Annotated in this window: 20 protein-coding genes; 14 read left to right on the plus strand and 6 right to left on the minus strand. The window is 51.6% G+C overall.

Annotated features, from left to right (window positions below):
• Positions 1-5: 5 nt before the first annotated feature.
• Positions 6-923, plus strand: coding sequence for an HPr(Ser) kinase/phosphatase (hprK, locus tag MKX63_RS05610; RefSeq protein ID WP_341015827.1), 918 nt, complete (start codon positions 6-8; stop codon positions 921-923).
• Positions 924-995: 72 nt separating this feature from the next.
• On the plus strand, positions 996-1280 hold the full coding sequence (locus MKX63_RS05615) for an alpha/beta-type small acid-soluble spore protein (protein WP_341015828.1): 285 nt from the start codon (positions 996-998) through the stop codon (positions 1278-1280).
• 70 nt (positions 1281-1350) lie between these two features.
• Here the strand turns inward: MKX63_RS05615 and MKX63_RS05620 are convergent, their stop codons facing one another.
• From MKX63_RS05620 to MKX63_RS05630, 3 genes are all read right to left on the minus strand, one after another.
• Positions 1351-2271 (minus strand): nucleotidyl transferase AbiEii/AbiGii toxin family protein, encoded by a 921-nt coding sequence (locus MKX63_RS05620; protein WP_341015830.1) that lies wholly within the window; start codon positions 2269-2271, stop codon positions 1351-1353.
• Positions 2271-2879, minus strand: coding sequence for a type IV toxin-antitoxin system AbiEi family antitoxin domain-containing protein (locus tag MKX63_RS05625; RefSeq protein WP_341015831.1), 609 nt, complete (start codon positions 2877-2879; stop codon positions 2271-2273). The genes MKX63_RS05620 and MKX63_RS05625 overlap by 1 nt, the downstream gene beginning before the upstream one ends.
• A 174-nt stretch (positions 2880-3053) precedes the next feature.
• A complete protein-coding gene (locus MKX63_RS05630; protein ID WP_341015832.1) occupies positions 3054-3851 on the minus strand; it encodes an AIM24 family protein in 798 nt (265 codons plus the stop codon).
• Between the two features lie 270 nt (positions 3852-4121).
• Between MKX63_RS05630 and MKX63_RS05635 the strand changes: the two genes are divergently transcribed.
• The 4 genes from MKX63_RS05635 (at position 4122) to MKX63_RS05650 (ending at position 8565) form a co-directional block, all read left to right on the plus strand.
• Positions 4122-5315, plus strand: coding sequence for an ATP-binding protein (locus MKX63_RS05635; RefSeq protein WP_341015833.1), 1194 nt, complete (start codon positions 4122-4124; stop codon positions 5313-5315).
• Between the two features lie 86 nt (positions 5316-5401).
• Entirely contained in the window at positions 5402-5869 is a 468-nt protein-coding gene (locus tag MKX63_RS05640) for a tetratricopeptide repeat protein (RefSeq protein WP_341015834.1), read from the plus strand.
• 325 nt (positions 5870-6194) lie between these two features.
• Complete coding sequence (locus MKX63_RS05645; protein WP_341015835.1) at positions 6195-7901, plus strand: ABC transporter ATP-binding protein; 1707 nt, start codon at positions 6195-6197, stop codon at positions 7899-7901.
• Between the two features lie 103 nt (positions 7902-8004).
• Positions 8005-8565 carry a GNAT family N-acetyltransferase gene (locus MKX63_RS05650; RefSeq protein WP_341015836.1) on the plus strand — a complete coding sequence of 187 codons (561 nt, stop codon included), beginning with the start codon at positions 8005-8007 and terminating at the stop codon, positions 8563-8565.
• A 485-nt stretch (positions 8566-9050) separates the two neighbouring features.
• Here MKX63_RS05650 and infC read toward each other — a convergent pair whose 3' ends face one another.
• On the minus strand, positions 9051-9566 hold the full coding sequence (infC, locus tag MKX63_RS05655; protein ID WP_341015838.1) for a translation initiation factor IF-3: 516 nt from the start codon (positions 9564-9566) through the stop codon (positions 9051-9053).
• A 202-nt stretch (positions 9567-9768) separates the two neighbouring features.
• On the opposite strand from infC, the gene MKX63_RS05660 reads away from it, so the two are divergent.
• The 7 genes from MKX63_RS05660 to MKX63_RS05690 all read left to right on the plus strand — a co-directional run bounded on the left by MKX63_RS05660 (position 9769) and on the right by MKX63_RS05690 (position 17812).
• The gene (locus MKX63_RS05660) at positions 9769-10350 is read left to right on the plus strand and encodes an RNA polymerase sigma factor (protein ID WP_341015839.1); all 582 of its coding nucleotides are present in this window, start codon (positions 9769-9771) and stop codon (positions 10348-10350) included.
• Complete coding sequence (locus tag MKX63_RS05665) at positions 10343-11191, plus strand: anti-sigma factor domain-containing protein (protein ID WP_341015840.1); 849 nt, start codon at positions 10343-10345, stop codon at positions 11189-11191. Before MKX63_RS05660 ends, MKX63_RS05665 begins: the two co-directional genes overlap by 8 nt.
• A 177-nt stretch (positions 11192-11368) precedes the next feature.
• The gene (locus MKX63_RS05670; protein WP_341015841.1) at positions 11369-12505 is read left to right on the plus strand and encodes a DUF4097 family beta strand repeat-containing protein; all 1137 of its coding nucleotides are present in this window, start codon (positions 11369-11371) and stop codon (positions 12503-12505) included.
• A gap of 23 nt (positions 12506-12528) precedes the next feature.
• Positions 12529-13206: a response regulator transcription factor gene (locus tag MKX63_RS05675; protein WP_341015842.1), complete on the plus strand. Its 678-nt coding sequence runs from the start codon at positions 12529-12531 to the stop codon at positions 13204-13206.
• A 9-nt stretch (positions 13207-13215) separates the two neighbouring features.
• Positions 13216-14598 carry a sensor histidine kinase gene (locus MKX63_RS05680; RefSeq protein ID WP_341015843.1) on the plus strand — a complete coding sequence of 461 codons (1383 nt, stop codon included), beginning with the start codon at positions 13216-13218 and terminating at the stop codon, positions 14596-14598.
• 207 nt (positions 14599-14805) lie between these two features.
• Positions 14806-16536 carry an Imm51 family immunity protein gene (locus tag MKX63_RS05685; RefSeq protein WP_341015844.1) on the plus strand — a complete coding sequence of 577 codons (1731 nt, stop codon included), beginning with the start codon at positions 14806-14808 and terminating at the stop codon, positions 16534-16536.
• A 445-nt stretch (positions 16537-16981) separates the two neighbouring features.
• The gene (locus MKX63_RS05690; protein WP_341015845.1) at positions 16982-17812 is read left to right on the plus strand and encodes a hypothetical protein; all 831 of its coding nucleotides are present in this window, start codon (positions 16982-16984) and stop codon (positions 17810-17812) included.
• 430 nt (positions 17813-18242) lie between these two features.
• Here the strand turns inward: MKX63_RS05690 and MKX63_RS05695 are convergent, their stop codons facing one another.
• Positions 18243-18623, minus strand: a complete 381-nt coding sequence (locus tag MKX63_RS05695; RefSeq protein WP_341015846.1) for a helix-turn-helix domain-containing protein — start codon at positions 18621-18623, stop codon at positions 18243-18245.
• A 19-nt stretch (positions 18624-18642) separates the two neighbouring features.
• Positions 18643-18990, minus strand: a complete 348-nt coding sequence (locus MKX63_RS05700; RefSeq protein ID WP_341015847.1) for a helix-turn-helix domain-containing protein — start codon at positions 18988-18990, stop codon at positions 18643-18645.
• 153 nt (positions 18991-19143) lie between these two features.
• On the opposite strand from MKX63_RS05700, the gene MKX63_RS05705 reads away from it, so the two are divergent.
• On the plus strand, positions 19144-20010 hold the full coding sequence (locus MKX63_RS05705; RefSeq protein ID WP_341015848.1) for a DNA-binding protein: 867 nt from the start codon (positions 19144-19146) through the stop codon (positions 20008-20010).
• The last annotated feature ends 5 nt before the right edge of the window (positions 20011-20015 follow it).

Below are 20015 nucleotides of genomic sequence, written 5' to 3' on the forward strand. Positions count from 1 at the left end.
ACCAAATGAAGTCTATTAGCGTGCAGAGTCTTGTAGAGAAATTCCATCTGGAGGTGCTCGCCGGAGCGGGCTGGATGGACCGGAATATCACCCGTCCAAGGACGCACAGACCGGGTCTGGAGTTTGTCGGTTATTTTGATTTTTTTCCGATGGAGCGGGTGCAGGTCCTTGGACGTAAAGAGATTAACTACCTGTTAACGCTGAGTGTAGAGGAGCGGATGCTGCATATCGGCAATATCGTCAAATATCATCCGCCGTGCTTCATCGTGACCAGCGGCCAGCAGGAGATTCCTTATCTGACGCTGTTCTGCGATCAGGAGGGCATTCCGCTGCTGCGGACGCCGGAGGTGACCACCGAGTTCATCGCCAAGCTGGACAGCTTCCTGGTGAAGACGCTGGCGCCGGAGCTGTCGATTCATGGGGTATGCGTCAACGTGTCGGGGATCGGCATTCTGCTGCGCGGCAAGTCAGGGATTGGTAAAAGCGAGACGGCGCATACGCTGATCCGCAGGGGCCACCGCTTCGTGGCGGATGATATTGTGGTGCTGAAGAAGCTGGGTCCGGCGACTCTCCTCGGGACCCATAATGAGACCACGCGTGAATTCCTGGCGCTGCGCAGCATCGGCCTGATCAACGTCGTGCGGCAGTACGGGCGGCGGGCGTTCCAGGATGAGACGCGGATCGTACTCGATATTGAGCTTGCCCCCTGGCAGGAGAATTCGCTCAACAACGAGCTGGAGCTGGTGCCCCAGTTCACCGAATATCTCGGGGTGCAGATCCCGCATATCGAGGTCCAGCTTCAGCCGGGCCGTGATGTAGCCGGTCTGATTGAAGCGGCTGCGAACAACTGGTATCTCAAGCAGCTCGGATACAGTGCGGTGGAAGAATTCATGCAGCGGATTGAGGATGGGATGCAGTCTTAGAGGGCGGCAGGGAATGAAGACCCGCGCTCCTGGGCAACTTATAGGAAAGACAGCAAGGGAGCGTGTCCGTAAATGGCAAGAAGAAGCAGAAAATATGCGGTACCAGGGTCCGCCCAGGGAATGCAGACGTTCAAAGCGGAGGTTATGCGGCAGGAAGGATATCACGTAGATCCGAATCACCCGGACGATGTGAAATACGAGGTGGCGAAGGAGCTGGGTATGCCGCTGCAAGCCGGAAATAACGGCAAGCTGACCACCGAATCGGCGGGACAAATTGGCGGCCGCATCGGAGGCTCCATGGTCCGTGAGATGGTGCGCCTGGCCCAGGAGCAGCTTGCGGGTAAGCAGAAGTCTTAGAATCGATTGGATTCACATCTATATCCTTGCCAAAAGATCCCTTTCAATTGCTGAAGGGATCTAATTTATTTTAGTGCCGGTTAAGCCAAACCCTTTGGTTATAATTCCATTGTCCAAAAAACTCATCGCCATGAATCAATGATTGATATATTGGCTCCAGAAAATCAACAAGACATTTCATCAAATCTTGAAATGTGAGCGGTCCCTCTATACCAAGGCGATTCATAAATGCCAACCATTGTCTTAAACGGATGTCATCATCAGCAAATGTAGTCTGAAACAAAGGATGATCCTTTTCCAATATTGTCTTCCGGCGCTGAAAGGTTTCATACACGGCCTCATACAGTACACGCCCATCAAAATTATTGGTGCTCAGAAGCGTATAAATATCATAAAAATCCTTCATTCGGCTGTTCATGACGGATAATGTAATCATGGCTTCAAACTTTTCAGATATGACGGATTCCTTCGAGTAGGCTTGTACCTGCGGGGCTTCCATATTAAGCAGAACCGGGTAATCAATAAGTTGCGGCTTAGGAACTACAATATTGCCAAATCCGATATCAAATTGCAGGCTCTTTCTCATTCTCCCCAGAAGTGCCGTTATCTTGATTCTTACCCCCTCATAATCGGCATCCTCTTTAATTCTCTCCGTTGTCATGTTGTCCAGCTGAAACTCAACTCCATCTGCAGGAACATCAATCGAACAAATTATCACAAACGACTCTCTTAAAATTTCAAGCTCATTTGCAATCTGTCTGGCCAGAAAATCAACGTCTTTTGTTGGACGCGCTTTGAGCTGAGTCTGCGAGAATAGAAACAGCCCGCCCTTTAAGATGAATTTATCCCGATAATCCGATATAGACAAGCGGTATAAGAAGCGCTCTTGAAGGTACAGGAGCAGCAAGGTATCGAATGCTTTTCCAGAGGTCTTAGCAATATTTTTTAAACGTTCGGCAACAGAGGCAGGGATATTTTTAATATCACTCATCAGATCAACACCTCGAGATATTTTTGCAAAACGGTCCTTATCCGCAACTGGTCAGCATAGGAAACTAATTTCGTTATATTTTTATAAGGAGATTTAAGATAGTTTCTTAAACCCTCTTTCATCAAATCTATCCCCATCTTTTCACGGTATCGTACAATATCACAAATTGTTTTCTCCCGGTTGTAGATTTTAACGGTGGCCCCCTCTATACAAACATCGTCTATTCCTACTTTAAACTGAGCTTCCGCAAAGAACATAACTTTAATGGGCGGATAGTCTGGAAGCCGCGGTTTTTTTTCGCCACGATGAATAGCAATTTGATATTCCCAAGGATGATATGTGGTCAGTTCATAATAGGATAGGGCGGAGAGGAGGCAAATGACTCCTTTGGGAACCAGTCGTGACACTTCAAGCATTTCATTTAATGGTTCGTTTCCCGCGCTCGCAAGCCGATAAACTCCTTGCTTTACCCGTTCAATTTCACCGATGGATTCCAGTTTTTTTACGTAATAAGGGGATATCCCTGCTTCTAAGAAATCTCTCGTTCGGGCAAAACCATTATGTTTCTCTAGAACTCGCATCGCCTCCATCAAAATCTGCTCGTCCATGAACTCACCACCATTCACAATTGCTTAAGATAGATATTCGAGAATAGTTGCTGTTTTCCTCTAGTTATTCACGAAAAGTTCTGCACTTAGACGTAAGAGCAGAAAAATACCCTAAGACATTTCGTTCAATGTCATAGGGTATGAAATCAAGCACCCGGGAGCCACGCTTCGGAATTAAGCAGTAGACCCGCCCTGTAGCAGGCTGTTTCTGTAATTCATGAGCGGGGCGAGCCAGACCATGCCGGTTCCCCGGTACACGTTGACCAGGCCTTCGCCGGAGGCGGCGGAGCCCAGACGGGTCTTGCCTGACTTCTCAACCGTGAAGTCCAGAGAGTTGGACCACATGAGAGCGAAGTTACCGTCCACCTTCAATACATCATTCTGCAGCTCAACCACGACAGCTTCCTCAGAAGGAATGGGAGCTTCGAGGGCAAGAATCCCTTTGCCGCGTGCGCTCAGGTTGAACAGTCCTTCACCGCCGAGGACGGCAGAGGAGATGTTCTTGCGTGCCGCAACGGAGATGTCGAGCGTAGTCTCACAAGCCAGGAACATGCCGTCATCGATCACGATATGGTCGTTGTCCACATCGATCAGCCAGAGGTATTTGTAGGTGGTCTCCAGCAGAATCGTTCCGGTTCCCTTGTAGAGCGGCTTGACTGCACTGGTTCCGGTGGCCGCCCCGGACAGCATATTGCGCATCAGTCCGCCTACGCCTTTGATGCCGGAGGTCATCTCGATATTGCCGATCATATATTGCATGGCCCCGGCACTCAGCATCACCTCATTGTTATTCAGCTCAATCATCAGCTGTTTGTTGCGCATATTACTCTTGCTCATGAAGAAGTTGGTCTCTGCTTCATACCGGGTAGTGGTGCTGAGATCCTCTTTGTATTCGATGATGCTGAAGCCGCCAAGCTGTTCTTTGATGATAACGTTGGAATTGTCCTTTAGGTTATTAATGGTAAAAGCCATGGATACCCGCTCCTTCGGTAGCTATAGTTATGCAATGCTGTGCATCATGCCTTCAAAGCATACGTATTCGACACTTCTCGCGGGTATCCTTGAATTCCGGCAGAAAAAAACGCATACAATAATTCCTTTACTTCTAATATCAGGTTAGCGTAATGTTCTAAGTATAGTGCTCAGAATACAAACGTATCTCCTGACACCAGCATTAGAACCGAAAGGAAGTTAGCCTTGTTTGAGACGCTGCTGCTCAATTTTTTGTTTATGCTGTTTCCGGTGCTGATATTTCTGATTTTCTTCGAGAACAGGCCCCACGCCTACAATCATAAGATTCTTGTACTGCTCATCGCCGCCACCATGATTCTGTGCATCGCCAAGCCGATCCGGCTGGAGACCGGGTTCATCTTTGACTTGCGGTATGTTCCGTTTGTGATTGCGGCCTTGTATGGAGGGTACAAACATACGCTGCCCTTATATGTGATTCTGAATGTATACCGTTTCTACATAGGCGGTGAGGGAACCGTCCAATCCTTACTTTTTTCGACAGCAGTCTTCATTCTGGTTCCTTCCATAAGCGCCAGATTTATCCGTTCTAAGCCTAAGGGACGGATCTTGCGGGCTACCTCCATCGTGGTCCTGACGATGGGCTGTTATCTGATCATCCTGAGCCGGATCATGGATAAGCTGGATACCCAGTTCTGGACGCTTGCCTTCTATGCCTTAACTACGCATGCGGTGGTTATGGCGATCCTAATGATCCTGCTGGAGCAGATCCTGGCGAATCTCAGGAACCGAGAGCGGATTATGCAGTCGGAGCGGCTGAATGTGGTCAGTGAGCTGGCGGCCAGTGTCTCCCATGAGATGCGCAATCCGTTAACCGTGACCAGCGGCTTCCTGCAGCTGCTTAATCTCTCCAAGAACCTCACCCAGCAAGAGAAGGGGTATGTTGAGCTGTCACTGCTGGAGCTGAACCGGGCGGAGAAGATTATCAGCGATTATCTGTCTTTTGCCAAGCCGCAGTCGGCGAGCCGGGTCTACTCCAACCTGATGGCAGAATGTGAATACACCAAGAATGTGATCCTGCCGTATGCCACGATCCACAAGGTTGCGGTTGAGTTCAGCTTCAACAACCCGCTCAGCACCCATTATGACAGTAATGAGATGCAGCAATGTCTGATTAATTTGTATAAGAATGCGATTGAAGCGATGGAGGGGGTGGAGGATGCCGTCCTGTCCATTAGTGTCTTCGCGAGCGGGCAGAGTATTATTATTGCCATCAGCGACACCGGTGTCGGAATGACAAAGGATGAGATCTCGCGCCTGGGCAAGCCGTATTACTCCACCAAGGCGGATGGGACGGGGCTCGGAATGGTCATGGCGTATAACACGATTAACAAGCTCAAGGGCCGTATTGAGGTCACCAGCGAGAAGGGCAAGGGAACTGTCTTCCGGATTATCATCCCGGCCTAGCGCATGGCAACAGTGGGAAACTTGGTGTGAAAATGATAAAGTATCTCTAAGAGAAGTTGGAACTATTAACCGGGAGGCTATGGGTAATGAGAGAAGAATTAATCGCGCAATTGAACGCTTGGCATGAGGCGGACGAATATGAAGAAATCGTATCCCGCATCAAAGAGGTGCCGACACCGCTGATCGATGAAGAGCTAGCGGTACATCTGGGCCGGGCGCTCAACAATCTGGGCCGCTACCGGGAAGCGCTTAAATGGTTCAATAAAGCGGCAGATCAGGGTAAAAAAGACCCGCTGTGGCATTTCCGTGTCGGCTACGCCCACTATTATCTGGACGAGTACGACCAGGCGATCAAGGCGTTCAAGAAGGCGAACAAGCTGGACCCTGAGGATCAGGATACCATCGAATTCCTGGAATGGAGCCGCAGTGAGAAGGCGGCGCTGGCCGCTGCGGACGAGGACAGCGAGGATGCAGACGAAGCTTCCGAAGCAGATGCCGCTTCAGAGGCCGGTCCCGATGCAGAATCGGATGCGGCAAAAGAGACTAAGCACTAGGGCTTGACGGCTAGTCTGGACGAAGCATACAATGATAGTCAATCTTATCTAAGAGGTGAAATGGATGCCATTCCGTACCGTCGCAAGGAACTAGTTATCGGGCTGGGTAGAACGCGTACCAGCCACCAAGGGGGAGGTCTGTCCTCTTGGTCACAGTTAACTGGATTCTTGAACGGTGCCTGGAAGGTCATTCTTTGTGAGCCGGGACACTGAGTTATTCCGCTTGAAGACTATACTGCTGAGGCAGGAGTCTTTGGCGCGGGGTGGCGGGGAGAGTTCCCGGCTTTTTGCCATACTCTTATGAATAAGATTGGAGATTGTAATCATGTTAAAAAAATGTCTTGTCCACCTCAGAGGGTGGGCCGCACTGTATATAGGTCTCGGCTTCGCCATTCAGCTCTTAAGCAGCCTGGGCATTGTTGTCTTTCAGCGGATTCTGGATCAGGCGGTGGCGGGAACGGGCTTCCGTGAAATCCTCTACGGGGTTGTCCTCTACGGGGTGCTGCTCGGCTTGAACGTCCTGCTGAATTATGCGGATGAATATCCCAGCGCCTATCTGCCCTACAGCATCACAGAAAGACTGAAGATTATGGCCTTGTCCAAAATCTCCAGAATGGATTATTCCGCCTACCAGAACATGGGCACAGGCCAGATGATTAAGGTGATCGAGAACGGCGCGGCGGCCGGGAACAGTATCCTGTTTTCTTTTATCCTGAAGACGCTGCATGAGCTGCTGCCCACCATTCTCTTCAGTCTGCTCTTCATCAGCTACTATGACCTCAGAATCATGCTGGTGATTGCGGGCGGGTACGTGGTTATCTTCGGGTTAACGAATGTTCTGCTCAAAGTTCTCTACCGGATCAAGGAATCGGTGCTTATGCAGCAGGAGGCCATGTCCCGGTACGGGGTCCGCGGCTTCATGGAGCTGGTCGTCTTCCGCACTAACAAGAAGTACACGCAGGAGATCGGCAGACTGAACAGAGCCGCACAACAGATCATCAGGCAGAGCGCGAAGCTGCAGATGATTCATGAATCCTTCTTCGCCTTGTTCGAATTGTTCATTACGGTCATTAAGGTGGTTGTTCTGCTGTACGGTGTGAAGAATGTCGTCTCCGGGCAGGCTTCAATCGGGGTCATGGTCGCGCTGTTCATGTTCATTGAGAAAATCTATACGCCGATCGCCATCTTCAACGTATTATTCGTCGGCTATAAGCTGAACAGGGTCACCTATCAGCGGTTCGAGGACTTCCTGAATGCCCCGGAGGACCCGAATCTGGAGCAGGGCAAGACGCTTGCGCAGCTACAGGGCAGCATCGAATTCAAGGATGTAACGTTCAGCTATGGAGAGGTGCAGGTGCTGGACCGGCTGTCCTTCACGGTTGCGCCCGGAACCTCAGTGGCTCTGGTCGGACTAAGCGGCAGCGGCAAGTCAACGGTCATTAAGCTGATTACAGGCTTGCTCAAAAAAAGCGGCGGTGAGCTGCTGGTCGACGGCACGGATATCGATGAGCTGAGTCTGGACAGCTACTATGATCACATCTCTTATCTGTCGCAGGACAGTCCGATCTTCGACACCACCATCAGGGGCAACATGGTGTTTGAGCAAGATGTCCCGGATGAAGAACTGTACGCGGTACTGGATAAGGTTCACCTGAAGGATAAGGTGCTGGAGCTGCCGGAGAAGCTGGAGACGAGGGTTGGGGAGCGGGGGCTGAAGCTGTCGGGCGGGGAGCGTCAGCGGCTGGCTTTTGCCCGGGCGATCCTGCAAAAGCGGAATCTGATCATCCTCGATGAGCCGGTATCGGCCCTGGATAATATTACGGAGCGCAGCCTGATGGAGACGGTGTTCGCGGAGTTCAGGCATAAGACGGTCATTATTATCGCACACCGGCTGAATTTCATCAGCGGCGTGGACCAGATTCTGGTCATGGAGCAAGGCAGGCTGGCGGGGGAGGGGGATTTCGATTCCCTGATCCGGGACTGCCCTTCCTTCCGTACGCTGTGGAATAACGGCAGGGGGCAAACGGATTAAACTGTCTTTTACCTTGTGGACTATCCTTCCCCTGAATTATGCTGGGTGGCAGATAGAACTCGAAGGTGAGGTTATGTGTATTATGAATCTGGCATTGTCCAGGATGAAGCTCGAAACAGAGCGGTTAATCATCCGTCCCTATATGGAAAGTGATCTGATGGCTTCGTTCGAGCTCATGCAGAACCCGGAGGTGCTGGCCTTCATGCATATGGAGGTCATGCCGAGGCATGAGTATGAGGGCATGTTCCGCTGGCTGATGTTCAGCTATCATACGCCGTTTGAGCTGCCGTTCAAGTATTCATTTGCCATCTGCGATAAGGCGACCGGGCAGCTGATCGGCTGGTGCGGGGCCGGTGTGCTGGAGTTCAGGGCGCCGGATGCAGAGCTGTATTATCTGATCGGGCGTGAACACTGGGGCCGGGGATATGCTACCGAAGCCGCTGCGGCGCTGGCGGACTACGCCTTCGATGTGATCGGACTGGAGCAGCTATACGCCAAGGCAGATCGGCGCAATACCGCGTCGCTCGGGGTGCTCCGGAAGCTGGGCTTCCGGGTGGAGCAGGAGCTGGCCGGATTGACCGGAGATTATGAGGACTGCAACGGGGAACTGCTGCATGTGCTGACGAAGGAGCGGTTTGTGGAGCGGCTTAAAGGCAGGAAATAACTATAGGCTGAGCAGACGGGCGATGAACGGCGGAGGGAAATGAGCGGAGGATGAGCGGAGTATATAATTGGGAAGAAGCATGGAAGAAGATCGGAAGAAGATCGGAAGATTAGAGATTACGGCTTGCTAAGCCGTATTTTAGTAACAGGTGCCGTCCTTATAGGATGGCACCTGTTGTGTATGAGCAGGACTCCCTATCGCTGTCTCATGCGGCATTGGAGCAGTTTTTTAGACTGATTGTATTTTCTGCAATAGAATTCGGGCTTAGCTAAGCTAAATAATCATCTGTTGTATTTTATACAATGGTTTTCTTGAATTCTGCCCGAAAGCCCTTATTTGTCCAGATTCTGCTGTACAGAGTGCAATAGAATCAATTTTTAGGCCAATTTCGGGGTCGGCTAATGTACAAAGTGCAACAGAAGTAGAGTCCAGCCAGTTCTGAACCCGCACATCATTCAGGCGTAAGTGTTCGTTTATAAGAAAACTTACGTACGCGGATTAACTCTAACCTGTGCGCCCTTGCCGCTGGTCTGCAGCCCGGAGGCCTTGGTTCCGGCCTCCTTAAGATCGGCCACGAGCCGCTCCAGCACTGCCTTCGCAGCGGCGGCTTCCTTGGCGCCGGAGGACTTCACGACAAGCTGCACCGGCTTGCCGGAGCGCAGATGCTTGTCCGCCTGACGCAGCTTCGTGTCGTAGTCATGCTCTTCGATATGGGCGGTGAAGCGCAGCTCCTTCACCTTCTCCCGGCTGCTTCCGCCGCCTTGTTGCGGACGGCTGGTATCGCCCTTGCGGGCCGCTTGCGCTGCCGCCTTGCCTTTGCCCTTGGCGACCAGGCTGCAGGGCGGCGGGCTGCTCATCAGCGAGGTGCAGACCAGGTCGGCCCCTGCGGCTCTGGCCATGGATAGAGCCTCGCTTCTGGCCACGGTGCCAAGCTTCTCGCCCTTCAGCCCGGTCAGCTCGACCTCGGCTGCCTTAATCTGTTCATTAATCAGTACGGCCACGGAAATGCTCCTCCCTTTGCGGATATGATATAGCTATCATATATGGAAGCGGCCAGGGCTTCAATAACTGCAGCCGCATGCCGTCAGCCGTCAGCCCGGCAGGTTGAGACGGTTGTGCAAAGCGGTTATACTCAGTGGACGCAGGTTTTTCAGCATGGAACCACTGGCACTACTATATTGTCTGTTGAATGGGGGATGGCAATTGAATGACACAGCTGACGATAAGCAGTTAATTCTGCTTATTGCACAGAAAGACTCGAATGCCCTCGAACTGCTCTATGACCGGTATGAACGGGTCATTTATAGCTTTGCTTACCAGATCGTGAAGGATTCGATGGCTGCCGAGGAGGTTATGCAGGAGCTGTTCCTGCGACTGTGGAAGAATGCGGGGCAGATTGACTTCGGCAAAGGCAAGCTGCTCACCTGGATGTTCGCGGTGACCCGCAATCTGGCGATCGATTACCTCCGTAAGCGGGACGCCAGGCTGCCGCGGCAATCCGCCGATACCGGGAATCTGGAGCAGGTTCAGGACCATGGTGTGCTGACCGAGGATCTCGTTGAGCTGCAGATGGCAGGGGAACAGATCAGAGAGGCGCTGCTGGGATTAAGCCGCGACCAGCAGCAGGTAATGGATATGATCTATTACCAGGGCTACACTCAGCAGGAGGTAGCGCAGCTTGCGGCTATCCCGCTGGGAACGGTCAAGGGAAGAGTCCGGCTGGCGATGAAGCAGCTTCACAAATCGTTACGGCACTGGGGAAGGAGGGATCATGCACATGAGTGAACACAATGAGGAACTCTGTGAGTTGGCTGAATTATATACGCTGGGCGCACTGACGGCGGAGGAAATGCAGCAATTCGCTGCCCATGCGGCAGAATGCGCGGAATGCAGGGAGCTGGTGGAGGAATACCGGCAGGTACTGGACCATCTTCCGCTTGCCTCTGAGCCGGCAGACCCGCCCTCCGGCATGAAGGAGCGCATTTTGTCACGGGTGCTGGAGTCCGGGAATGCGGCTGCACCGGCTGCCCGGCCGGAGACCCGCCTGCTGAATATCCAGCCTGATGCAGAGCGGGCGGCGGAGCATGAGCCAGCGGGGACTCCTCCGGCAGAGCAGGGCTTGCCCCAATTAAGCATCCCGGAGCCCAAGAGAACCCGCTTCTGGGGGTACCTGAGCCTTGGACTGGCTGTGGCTGTGCTGCTCCTGGTCGTCTACACCGGCCAGCTGCGCGGGAATGTGTCCGAGCTGAAGGAGCGGCTGGCCTCCGGCACCGGACCGCTCCAGGGGCTTAAGGTGAATGAGGCGGTAGCGCTTAGTCCGGCTGGAGAAGGGGTTAACGCCAAGGGTACAGCAACGATTGTCGCGGACCCTACCGGCACCCACCTTGTGCTTCAGGCAGAGGATCTGCCGGAGCTTACCGGCACCGAGGTCTATCAGGTATGGCTAATCAAAGGGGACTCGCCGGTCAATGCGGGCACATTCATCTCACAGGGCGGAAACGGGGCACTATATTATTCTTTTGACCCGAAGGCCTATGATACTATAGCCGTTACACTGGAGCCGGATGGCGCAGGTGTTACCCCGCGCGGGAAGATGATTCTCACAGCGCCGATTAAGCAGGGGTAGCGGGCAAGGAAATGCCGCGTTCAGGCGTACGGAATGGAATAGAATTGAAGCTGAACAGCCGGGAGGATGAATTCCCGGCTGTTTTTTTTCTCATCAAACTCTAATCTTCCTGCAAAGTCTTTCTCATCTAATCCGGTATAACCTAAGAGTAATCACAAGGATGGAGGAGATGGGAAGATGAAGGTTACTTGGAAAAGGCTGCTTACGGGTGTCGCTCTGGCGGCGGTATTCTTATACATAGGCAAGGGGATTGGCGGGGCGGCCGAAGCTAGGCAGTTGAGCGAGGAAGGCTTCGTCTCTGCGCCTGCGGGCGCCACAGTCTCTGCAGCTCCTGATAGGGTCACCGAATCCGTCTCGGGTGCGTCTGTGTCCCTACCAGAATCTATTTCCGGGGCGATCTCTACTGCTGCTGAGGTTATTGAATCGTGGCAGGCAGAGGGGGCGGGCTCATTTTCCGGGGATGCCGGGTATTCTTTTGACAAAGGTACTACTTACATCCCGCTGCCTGCCGGGACGGACAGTGTCTCTATTAAGAATACCAACGGTAATATTGAGATCAAGCAGGGCAATGTCAAGGAGCTTGAGATCCAGATGACGGTGGTTGTCCATCAGGCGACGGCAGAAGTGGCAAAGGAAATCGCTAACAAGTCCGGGATGAAGGCGGGCACAGGAGCTAATCTGGAGATTGAGACGTACAGCGAATTCTATGGCAACCACCAGTCGCCGAGCCTGGAGCTGACGGTAACCCTGCCGCAGGGCATGAAGGCGGAGCTGCAGGCAAGGACGGAGAACGGCAATCTTTCTTTGTCAAAAGTTTCTAGTACAGGTAAAATCAAATTATCGTCAGTGAATGGCAATATCACCGCTACCGGCATCCCGGAGGAGCTTGTTCTGCATACGGTCAACGGTGACGTTCAGGTCTCGGAAGCGAAGAGCAGCGTTGAGGTTAAGCTGACCAATGGCAATGTGCAGGCTTCGCAGATCTCGGGAGATCTGGCAGTGAAGGCGGTCAACGGGAATCTCACGGTGAAGGATGCGCTGGCTGCGGTCCGTGCGTCTACCGTGGCGGGGAATATTGAGGTGGAGAGCCGGAAAATCGGGGGCAATTGGACAGTGACTACGGCGGTAGGAGACCTGGAGCTGGCCTGGCCGGGAGGAGCGGGAGTCGAGGTGGATGCGGAGTCAGGTTTTGACGAGATTGAAACGGACTTCCCGCTGACTGTGAAGAATCACAAGGCACATGGACGGATTGGCGCAGGTACCTATCAGATTCACGCTAAAGCTATGGCAGGGTTATCGCTGATGCAGAACTGATCTTGTAAAGAGGTGGACAAGGGTTGAAGGAACGCGTATTGATCATTGAGGATGAGGCGGCCATGATCCGCCTGCTGGAGCTGGAGCTGCTCTATGAGGGTTACGATATCACGGTTGCAGGGGATGGAATTACAGGTGCCGAGAAGGCGCTGGGCGAGCATTATGATATGATTCTGCTGGATTTGAATCTGCCGGGCATCAGCGGAATCGAAGTCTGCAAGCGGGTACGTGCGGTCAAGCAGACTCCGATTATTATGCTCACGGCCAGAGACACGGTCAGTGACCGGGTAAGGGGACTGGATACCGGGGCTGACGATTATGTGCCGAAGCCGTTCGCTATCGAAGAGCTGCTGGCCCGCATGCGTTCATTGCAGCGAAGGCTGCATGCGGCTGAACCAGGGGATGAGGTGCTGTGCGCTAAGGATCTGATGCTGGATACGGCCGCCCACCGGGTCAGCCGGGCCGGACGCGAGATTGAATGCTCGCAGCGTGAATTCGACCTGCTGCACTGTCTGCTGGTCCATAAGAACCGGCTGATGAACCGTGAGGCACTGCTCAATCTGGTATGGGGCTATTCGTATGAAGGTGAGACGAATGTGGTAGATGTGTACATAAGGTATGTGCGTATGAAGGTGGATGAGGGCTTCGGGGAGAAGCTGATCCATACCGTCCGTGGCAGCGGCTATATCCTGAGAGATTGAGGTGAGGGAATGAAGCCATGGACATTCTCCCGTAAGGTCAGTGCTTCGATTGCGCTGACGGCGCTGGCTGTTGCGGCAGTGGTCAGCGGATTTGTCTATATTACCTTCAAGCACTGGACAGACAGCCAGGAAACACGGGTGCTGGATGCCAAGCTGAAGCAGTTCGAGCTTCGGGTCGGCGAAGTGGAATTTCTGCCGTCCCTGCTTCAGCCCGGACTGGGCCGGGGGGGCGGTGCGGCAGCTTTTTTGAAGCCGGATTTCTCCATGTTCGCTCCTGAGCTGGAGAAGGGGCAGGTGCTGCAGATGCTGGATGCCCGCGGGCGCGTGCTTGCCGAAGCGAGGGAAGGGGAGCCAGAACCCGGCTCGGATGTATATCAGGCGGAGAAGGAGATATCGCTGCCGGTGTATGGCCTTGTCCGGCTTCAGCTTACAGACAGCGGACAGTCGCGCAGTGCCACCGCCCAGAAGGAGGTAGGCCGGCTGCTGCTGCTGGGCCTGCTGCTGGCTGCGGGAATGGCGGTAATCGCCGGGGGGCTGGTCTCCCGTTCGGCGCTGAAGCCCATCCGCAGTATGATCGGCGAAGTCCGCAGCATCGGAACGAACAGCTTATCGCGGCGTGTACAGGTTCCCGCCGCTAAGGATGAACTCCAGCAGCTGGGGGAGACCTTCAACGGATTCCTGCATAAGCTGGAGGTCTCCTTCGATCAGCAGCGCCGCTTCATCGCGGATGCCTCGCATGAGCTTAAGACACCGCTGGCTATTATTGAGGGCCATACTCATATGATTCAGCGCTGGGGCAAGCAGTCGCCGGAGGTGCTGGATGAATCGCTGGCCTTCATGATGGATGAGACACGGCGGATGAAGGCGCTGATCTCCCAGCTCCTGCTGCTTGCCGAAGCGGAGGCAGAGGCATTCGTGCCGGAGGACGGGGAGGGCGTCTGCAGTCTGAAGACCACGCTAAGCGAGCTGCTGCCGCAGACGGTTCATGTTAATCCCGGCGTAGAGCTTGATTATGACAGCGGCTCCAGCGGACAGGAGGTACTGGTAAGGATACCGGGCAGCGCCTGCTATCAGGTACTCCGCAACATCATCGAGAATGCATTGAAGTATACGCCGGAAGGCGGAACGGTGGTGATCAGGCATTCCCGCTTGGAAGATGGCAGGGTGGTGCTGACTGCAGCCGATACCGGAATCGGGATCTGCGCGGAGCAGCTACCGCATATCTTCGAACGCTTCTACCGTACAGAGCATTCGCGGAGCCGCTCGCAGGGAGGCTCGGGTCTGGGCCTGGCTATTGCCAGAGCGATCATGGAACGGTATGGCGGCTCCATCGCCATTGACAGCACGCCGGGGCAGGGGACAACCGTGACATTGACCTTTGCAGGTGCCTGAGCTGTATTGTGCGAAGCTGATCAGCCGCCCGAAGTATGAGTCTGGAGAAGCACTCCGCACCGTTAGGGATCAGGGGATGATCCAGGGGCCTGTTTAATTTCCTGAATTTCCGGTGAATGGGTAGTAGGAAATGAACTGACAGCAAGCGCGCCTGCGGGATTTGGGGACGGGCTTGCTTTGCAGTGTCTAAACAGGGAGGCTACAGAGATGGATGAAGCATTGCTTGCACAATTCAAGCGTTGGCATGAAGAGGATAAACACCAGCAGATCGTGGACCGCATTCTGGAGATTCCGGTAGACGAGAGAGGGTATGAGTTAACCAGCCGGTTAGGCCGGGCCTACAATAACCTGGACCAATACGGGGAAGCGCTGGAGCTGCTGCTTAGTGTGGCGGAGGAGGGCGCGGACGATCCGCTGTGGCATTTTCGCATAGGATATTCCTATTATCATCTGAAGCAGTACGAGCAGGCGGTCCAAGCGTTTGCACGTGCAGATGAATTGGAGCCGGGAGACGGAGATATTCAGGCGATGCTGGAGTATAGCCGGGAGGGTGCGCAGCGGGAGGCCAGAGAGCAGGCTAGACGCGCCGAAGCGATACATAATGCTAAATTTCTCAGAGAGAGCGGCGGCAGAGACCTTGGGTCTTTCCTTGATTTCTGTGCAGATTTCTGGGAGGACAGCGACTATGCCTTGAAGGAGTATGTCTCTCCGCTGCCCAGTGACGAGCTGATTGCTTCAGTCGAGGAAGAGCTTGGCTATAAGCTGCCGGCCTCTTATATCGCCATGATGAAGCAGCATAACGGGGGGATTCCGCGCAATACCTGTTTTCCGGTGAGTGAATCTACGTGCTGGGCGGAGGATCATGTTGCGATCTCGGGGATAGCCGGAATCGGCCGTGACAAAAGCTACTCCCTCTGCGGAGACCTGGGCAGCCGCTTCATGATTGAGGAGTGGGGTTATCCCGATATTGGCGTGGTCTTCGGCGACTGTCCTTCTGCCGGACATGATGTCATTATGCTGGATTACCGCCACTGCGGGCCGGAGGGGGAGCCTGAGGTGATTCATGTGGATCAGGAGGGCAATTACGAGATAACATTCCTGGCCCCCGACTTCGAGACCTTCATCCGCGGGCTGGTGAACGATGAGGTGTTCGATACCTCTGAAGAGGACAAGCAGGCAGACCTGACGAAGGTGGCCTCTGCGCAGTTCTCTCCGCTGCTTCAAGAACTGTGCGATAAGGTGACGGAAGTGGACAATATAGAGGGCATCATCCGCAGGATCTGCACCGCCATCGTTGAGGAGAAGGGGCATTTCAGTCTTCATGCAGATGAACGCTCCACTCTGATGTATGATCTGCAATTCTGGCTCTACACCAGCGCCTATCCGAATACGAACCGTGACCAATATCTTGAGGTGTATTCCAAAATGATCGCGTTCGGCGGTGAATTCAGCACAGGCGGATATGCCCCTGGATTCATCACGGACTGGCTGGATGACCGGGTCCGCCAAGGCATGATCGTGAACACGAACGGGACGCTCCGGTTCACGGATGAGGCGAAGGAACAACTGCTTCGTAAGCTGAAGGAAGCTGGGGCAAGGGGAACAGCGGATCTGAAGCCTTTTATTATCGTGGAACAGGATAACGGCGGCAAGTCCGTGATTCTGAACGCAGGAAGCTATAAGACAGAAGTATTCGCCGCGAGGGAAGACGAGGGCTTCGAAGGGGGCGGGTATGATTGGGCCTCTCTGGCAGCGGTCTTCCTGGAGGAGCGGATGCCTGAGCTGGCCCAGATCATCCGGTTTGACCCGGAAGCGGATATGTTCTGCGCCTATTCCTCTGACGGCGAGGCGCTGGTCAAGTTCGCCATTGCCTTCAAGCGGGCCTGTGAGGACGATGAGCTCATCCGCGATCTGTTCTCGCGCGCGGAGCTGGATTAGGCCGAATCAGACGGGGCTGCCTGTATATGGGTAGTCCCGTATTTTTATAAGGGTGCTAATTGGAGAGGTTATCTGATTACGTGCCAGCCCAGTATTGTGGCATGTGGGGAAAGTGAAGGGGGATAGTTGTAGTTGGTGGCACCTCGATCATTTTCAAATTCACCGTTACTGAGACGCTTGGCTTATGAATTTGTAGAAGGCTAATAAATGTGGGTCTTTATATACAAAATAAGTAGAATAAAATTCAAGGGTTACTCTATGTAACTCTATTTTTGTTGTTAAAAGTCGAACTATGTAAAGAAAAACACAAAATTGAATCGAAAGCACCTTACCATTTAAATCGCTTAATTGATAAAATTTAGTATTTAATACTCATGAAACCAAAAATGTTATCATCCATACTTATATCTGTAATTATAAATTATTTGGAGGGGAGATTTGAGAATTGAAGAAGATGAAAATTTTAGCGAGTTTAGGATTGTCATTGGCAATTGCCTTCGTTGGTGTTAATCCTTCTGTGTATGCAGCAGAAACCAAACCAACAACTGAAGTAATTACGGAAACTAGCGACATTTATTCAAAAGAGGGGGATTTAATTGGGTCAGTAGCTAAAACACATACGGTAAAGATAATTGAGGCAACTGAAGGTTTAACTACAACAGTTACAACGACAAGAGATTTTACACTATTACCTGAATATGAGAACGTAGAGAGTTATAAGACAATTTTCCAAGATGACTCAACTACATCGGAAATATTTTATGATAACTTAAATCATAAGATTTTAGTCAATGACGAAGAATTGAATATCGGAGATTTAAATGCCGTCACTAACCCACTTATCACACCATTACAAGATACTGGGGGCATAACATGGCTTAGTCATTACTACAGTACAAACGATTTATCCTCTTATGTATTTACTGGCTACCAGTCAATGAATTATAATTGGATTGGGAACAATAACTCACATGGAGAACCAGAAGGCGCTCATGTGTACAAGAGTGGTATTAAGCCAAGCAACACTTGGTTTCCAACTACTAAAAACGCAGTGGATTTGTTTAGCCATTCTTACGCAGACTTTAGACAGGCTCAATATGTAATGTACGCTGAAGCTGTTGCATCAGGATGGACGGGGGCTATACTTCTTTGGACTGGATGGGGATGGGTTGCTGCTGGTGCGCCTGTGGCAGTTCTTGCAGGTATAACTATTAATTCATTTAATACTGCCAAGAATGATATGCAGAAAGCTTATACTTATATGGTTAAACTATAAAATCTATTAGTTGGGTTTGATCTACTATGATACTAAATATACTTATAGGAATGGGTATCGCTTGGCTTGCTTACTATAGCATTTACTCAGCTTATAAAAAAGATCGCAGTCCTCAAAGTGTTTCACTTAGTCTTATAACTACCTTTACCTTATTGGCAGCCGCACTGCTTTTGGCGGATAAAAATGACAACTATTATTTTTTGGTAGCGATAAGCATCGCTATTCTGCTTCATAATATCAGCATTTTTTTTAGCAGACGAAAAAGAAAGTGAAGCTTCTTCAACAAAACCATGCTCATTGAGTCATGGTTTTGTTTTTATTATCTTGAGGTTCTAGCAAAGCGCTCAGAGATAATACTATTCGCCTTTCCAATCAGATTCTAGCTAAGTTAGATTTCATATGTAAGGGTGCCGTCACCAAAACTCAAGCATTAAACAATGGTCCGTGCGCATCTCCAAAGTACCCCGTTACTTTTTTCAGGTTGAATATCCAGTGTAGCCAGCACTTCCCGATTGATCTTGGTAAGAGCTTCTATCTCGTTTGTACTCCTGCTACTTATCAAAGTCATATGTTCATCTAACGCCTTGCGGCGGTCGGTATGATCCTCGAAACGGAAAATTTCTTCAGCAGGGATTTGGAAAGCAGCTATTATTTTCTCCAGAGTCTCCAAAGAAATATTGCGGTCTCCGCGTTCAACCCCACCTATATAGCTGTAGTGAAGTGACGCAGCTTCCGCCAGTTGTTCCTGGGTCCATCCTTTAGCCTTTCTGAGTTCACGTATCCGATTTCCTACACTTTCTGGTAAATTCATGGGATCACCTCAGGAATACTTATGCCTCAAAAGCTCCTTTTACCTCGCTAACAATCCTCTGCAAAGAGCTGATTTGCTTCACGCTCAACCCGCTGACAATAACCGCATATTCATCAAGGGCTTTCCGCTGTGCAGCTTCAGTCTCGTTGAGATCCTGAGAATGGAGAAATAACTCGCTGGGTTGAATTTGTAATGCGTTTACGATCTTCTCCAAGGTATCTATAGAAAAATTTCGCTCTCCGCGTTCAACTGCTCCTATGTACGCATCATCCAAGTTGGCTAGCTCGGCTAATTGCTGTTGTGTTAATCCTTGGGCCTTTCTTATAGCGCGCATTCGGTCTCCGACCGTGTTTCGTAAGTCTGTCATAGTAATCACCTCTCCTAAAGGTTAGGAGAGTACGTGCTTAAATAGCAGGGTCGCAAAGGCGGTAAAAGTAATTGATAATACTACTTTATAGTAGTATATTTAATTTATTGTACTACTTTTCAACTATTTGATAAAGAAAAAGGAGGCACCATCATGCGCCCTTCTATTCTGAAATTACTCAATCCCGACATTATCGTTGAAATGCTGGAAATGGCAAATCGCTTAGAGGATTGGAATAAGGTGCTGAATACGGCAGGTATTCTCCACAGCTATGCGCAGTGCATCTATGAGGAGCGGCAGTATCACAAGGCTAAAGGGCTTCCGGTACCGCTTATGGACATGCAGCGTCCGCTTGTCTATTATTTCGGGTTCAGTCATCTAATGCGGGGCATCGCTTATCAGAAGCAGCAGAAGTATGACGAGGCTAGAGAGATGATATACCGCTATGCTGAGCTTGGCTGGATGGAGGATTTGGGGGTAGAAGGGGAGACGATTGCCGAGGAGTTCAGAGGCTTGGCACGTGCTAACTTGTATATGGTGGATATTCTCTCAGGGAAGAATGGACTTCTGGAGGAATATCGCTGTTTCTTGCAGGATCATCCGGAGGAGCTGTTGCCGGGGTTAGGGACAATTTTGCAGGCTGCGGTGGATTACGGGTTAGATGTGGATGATCTGCTGCATACGTTCGCGGAGCAGAGTGCCGGGTTTGGGGACTATGAAGATGCAGGGAATCTCTCTTATTATTTGAATTATTGCTATCATTTGGCTCTATATCACAAGCGGGGAGGCAGACTCCCGGAGGCGATGGACTGGATGATGCAAGCTTTAAGACTGGCCCACCAGTCCAGACACGATAGCAACTTCAAGCGTTGTCTGGCGTCATTTGAAGCATTGCGTGGAAAAGTGACGGCAGAAGAGAGCCGACGGTATGATGAGGTGCTGGCAGATTGTCTGGCGCAGGTTGTTTTGGGGCTTCATGAACCTCCGGATGCGGGAGTCCAGATTCGGATTTTTTCATGAACTAT

Origin of the sequence: Paenibacillus sp. FSL R7-0179 (genome assembly GCF_038002265.1) — a bacterium.
Taxonomy (GTDB): domain Bacteria; phylum Bacillota; class Bacilli; order Paenibacillales; family Paenibacillaceae; genus Paenibacillus_AQ.

What these genes read in the sequence shown, in the direction of transcription:
- hprK (WP_341015827.1), top strand. Translation starts at nt 6, where the DNA reads ATGAAGTCTATTAGCGTGCAGAGTCTTGTAGAGAAATTCCATCTGGAG.
- MKX63_RS05615 (WP_341015828.1), top strand. Translation starts at nt 996, where the DNA reads ATGGCAAGAAGAAGCAGAAAATATGCGGTACCAGGGTCCGCCCAGGGA.
- MKX63_RS05620 (WP_341015830.1), bottom strand. Translation starts at nt 2,271, where the DNA reads ATGAGTGATATTAAAAATATCCCTGCCTCTGTTGCCGAACGTTTAAAA.
- MKX63_RS05625 (WP_341015831.1), bottom strand. Translation starts at nt 2,879, where the DNA reads ATGGACGAGCAGATTTTGATGGAGGCGATGCGAGTTCTAGAGAAACAT.
- MKX63_RS05630 (WP_341015832.1), bottom strand. Translation starts at nt 3,851, where the DNA reads ATGGCTTTTACCATTAATAACCTAAAGGACAATTCCAACGTTATCATC.
- MKX63_RS05640 (WP_341015834.1), top strand. Translation starts at nt 5,402, where the DNA reads ATGAGAGAAGAATTAATCGCGCAATTGAACGCTTGGCATGAGGCGGAC.
- MKX63_RS05645 (WP_341015835.1), top strand. Translation starts at nt 6,195, where the DNA reads ATGTTAAAAAAATGTCTTGTCCACCTCAGAGGGTGGGCCGCACTGTAT.
- MKX63_RS05650 (WP_341015836.1), top strand. Translation starts at nt 8,005, where the DNA reads ATGAAGCTCGAAACAGAGCGGTTAATCATCCGTCCCTATATGGAAAGT.
- MKX63_RS05665 (WP_341015840.1), top strand. Translation starts at nt 10,343, where the DNA reads ATGAGTGAACACAATGAGGAACTCTGTGAGTTGGCTGAATTATATACG.
- MKX63_RS05670 (WP_341015841.1), top strand. Translation starts at nt 11,369, where the DNA reads ATGAAGGTTACTTGGAAAAGGCTGCTTACGGGTGTCGCTCTGGCGGCG.
- MKX63_RS05680 (WP_341015843.1), top strand. Translation starts at nt 13,216, where the DNA reads ATGAAGCCATGGACATTCTCCCGTAAGGTCAGTGCTTCGATTGCGCTG.
- MKX63_RS05685 (WP_341015844.1), top strand. Translation starts at nt 14,806, where the DNA reads ATGGATGAAGCATTGCTTGCACAATTCAAGCGTTGGCATGAAGAGGAT.
- MKX63_RS05695 (WP_341015846.1), bottom strand. Translation starts at nt 18,623, where the DNA reads ATGAATTTACCAGAAAGTGTAGGAAATCGGATACGTGAACTCAGAAAG.
- MKX63_RS05700 (WP_341015847.1), bottom strand. Translation starts at nt 18,990, where the DNA reads ATGACAGACTTACGAAACACGGTCGGAGACCGAATGCGCGCTATAAGA.
- MKX63_RS05705 (WP_341015848.1), top strand. Translation starts at nt 19,144, where the DNA reads ATGCGCCCTTCTATTCTGAAATTACTCAATCCCGACATTATCGTTGAA.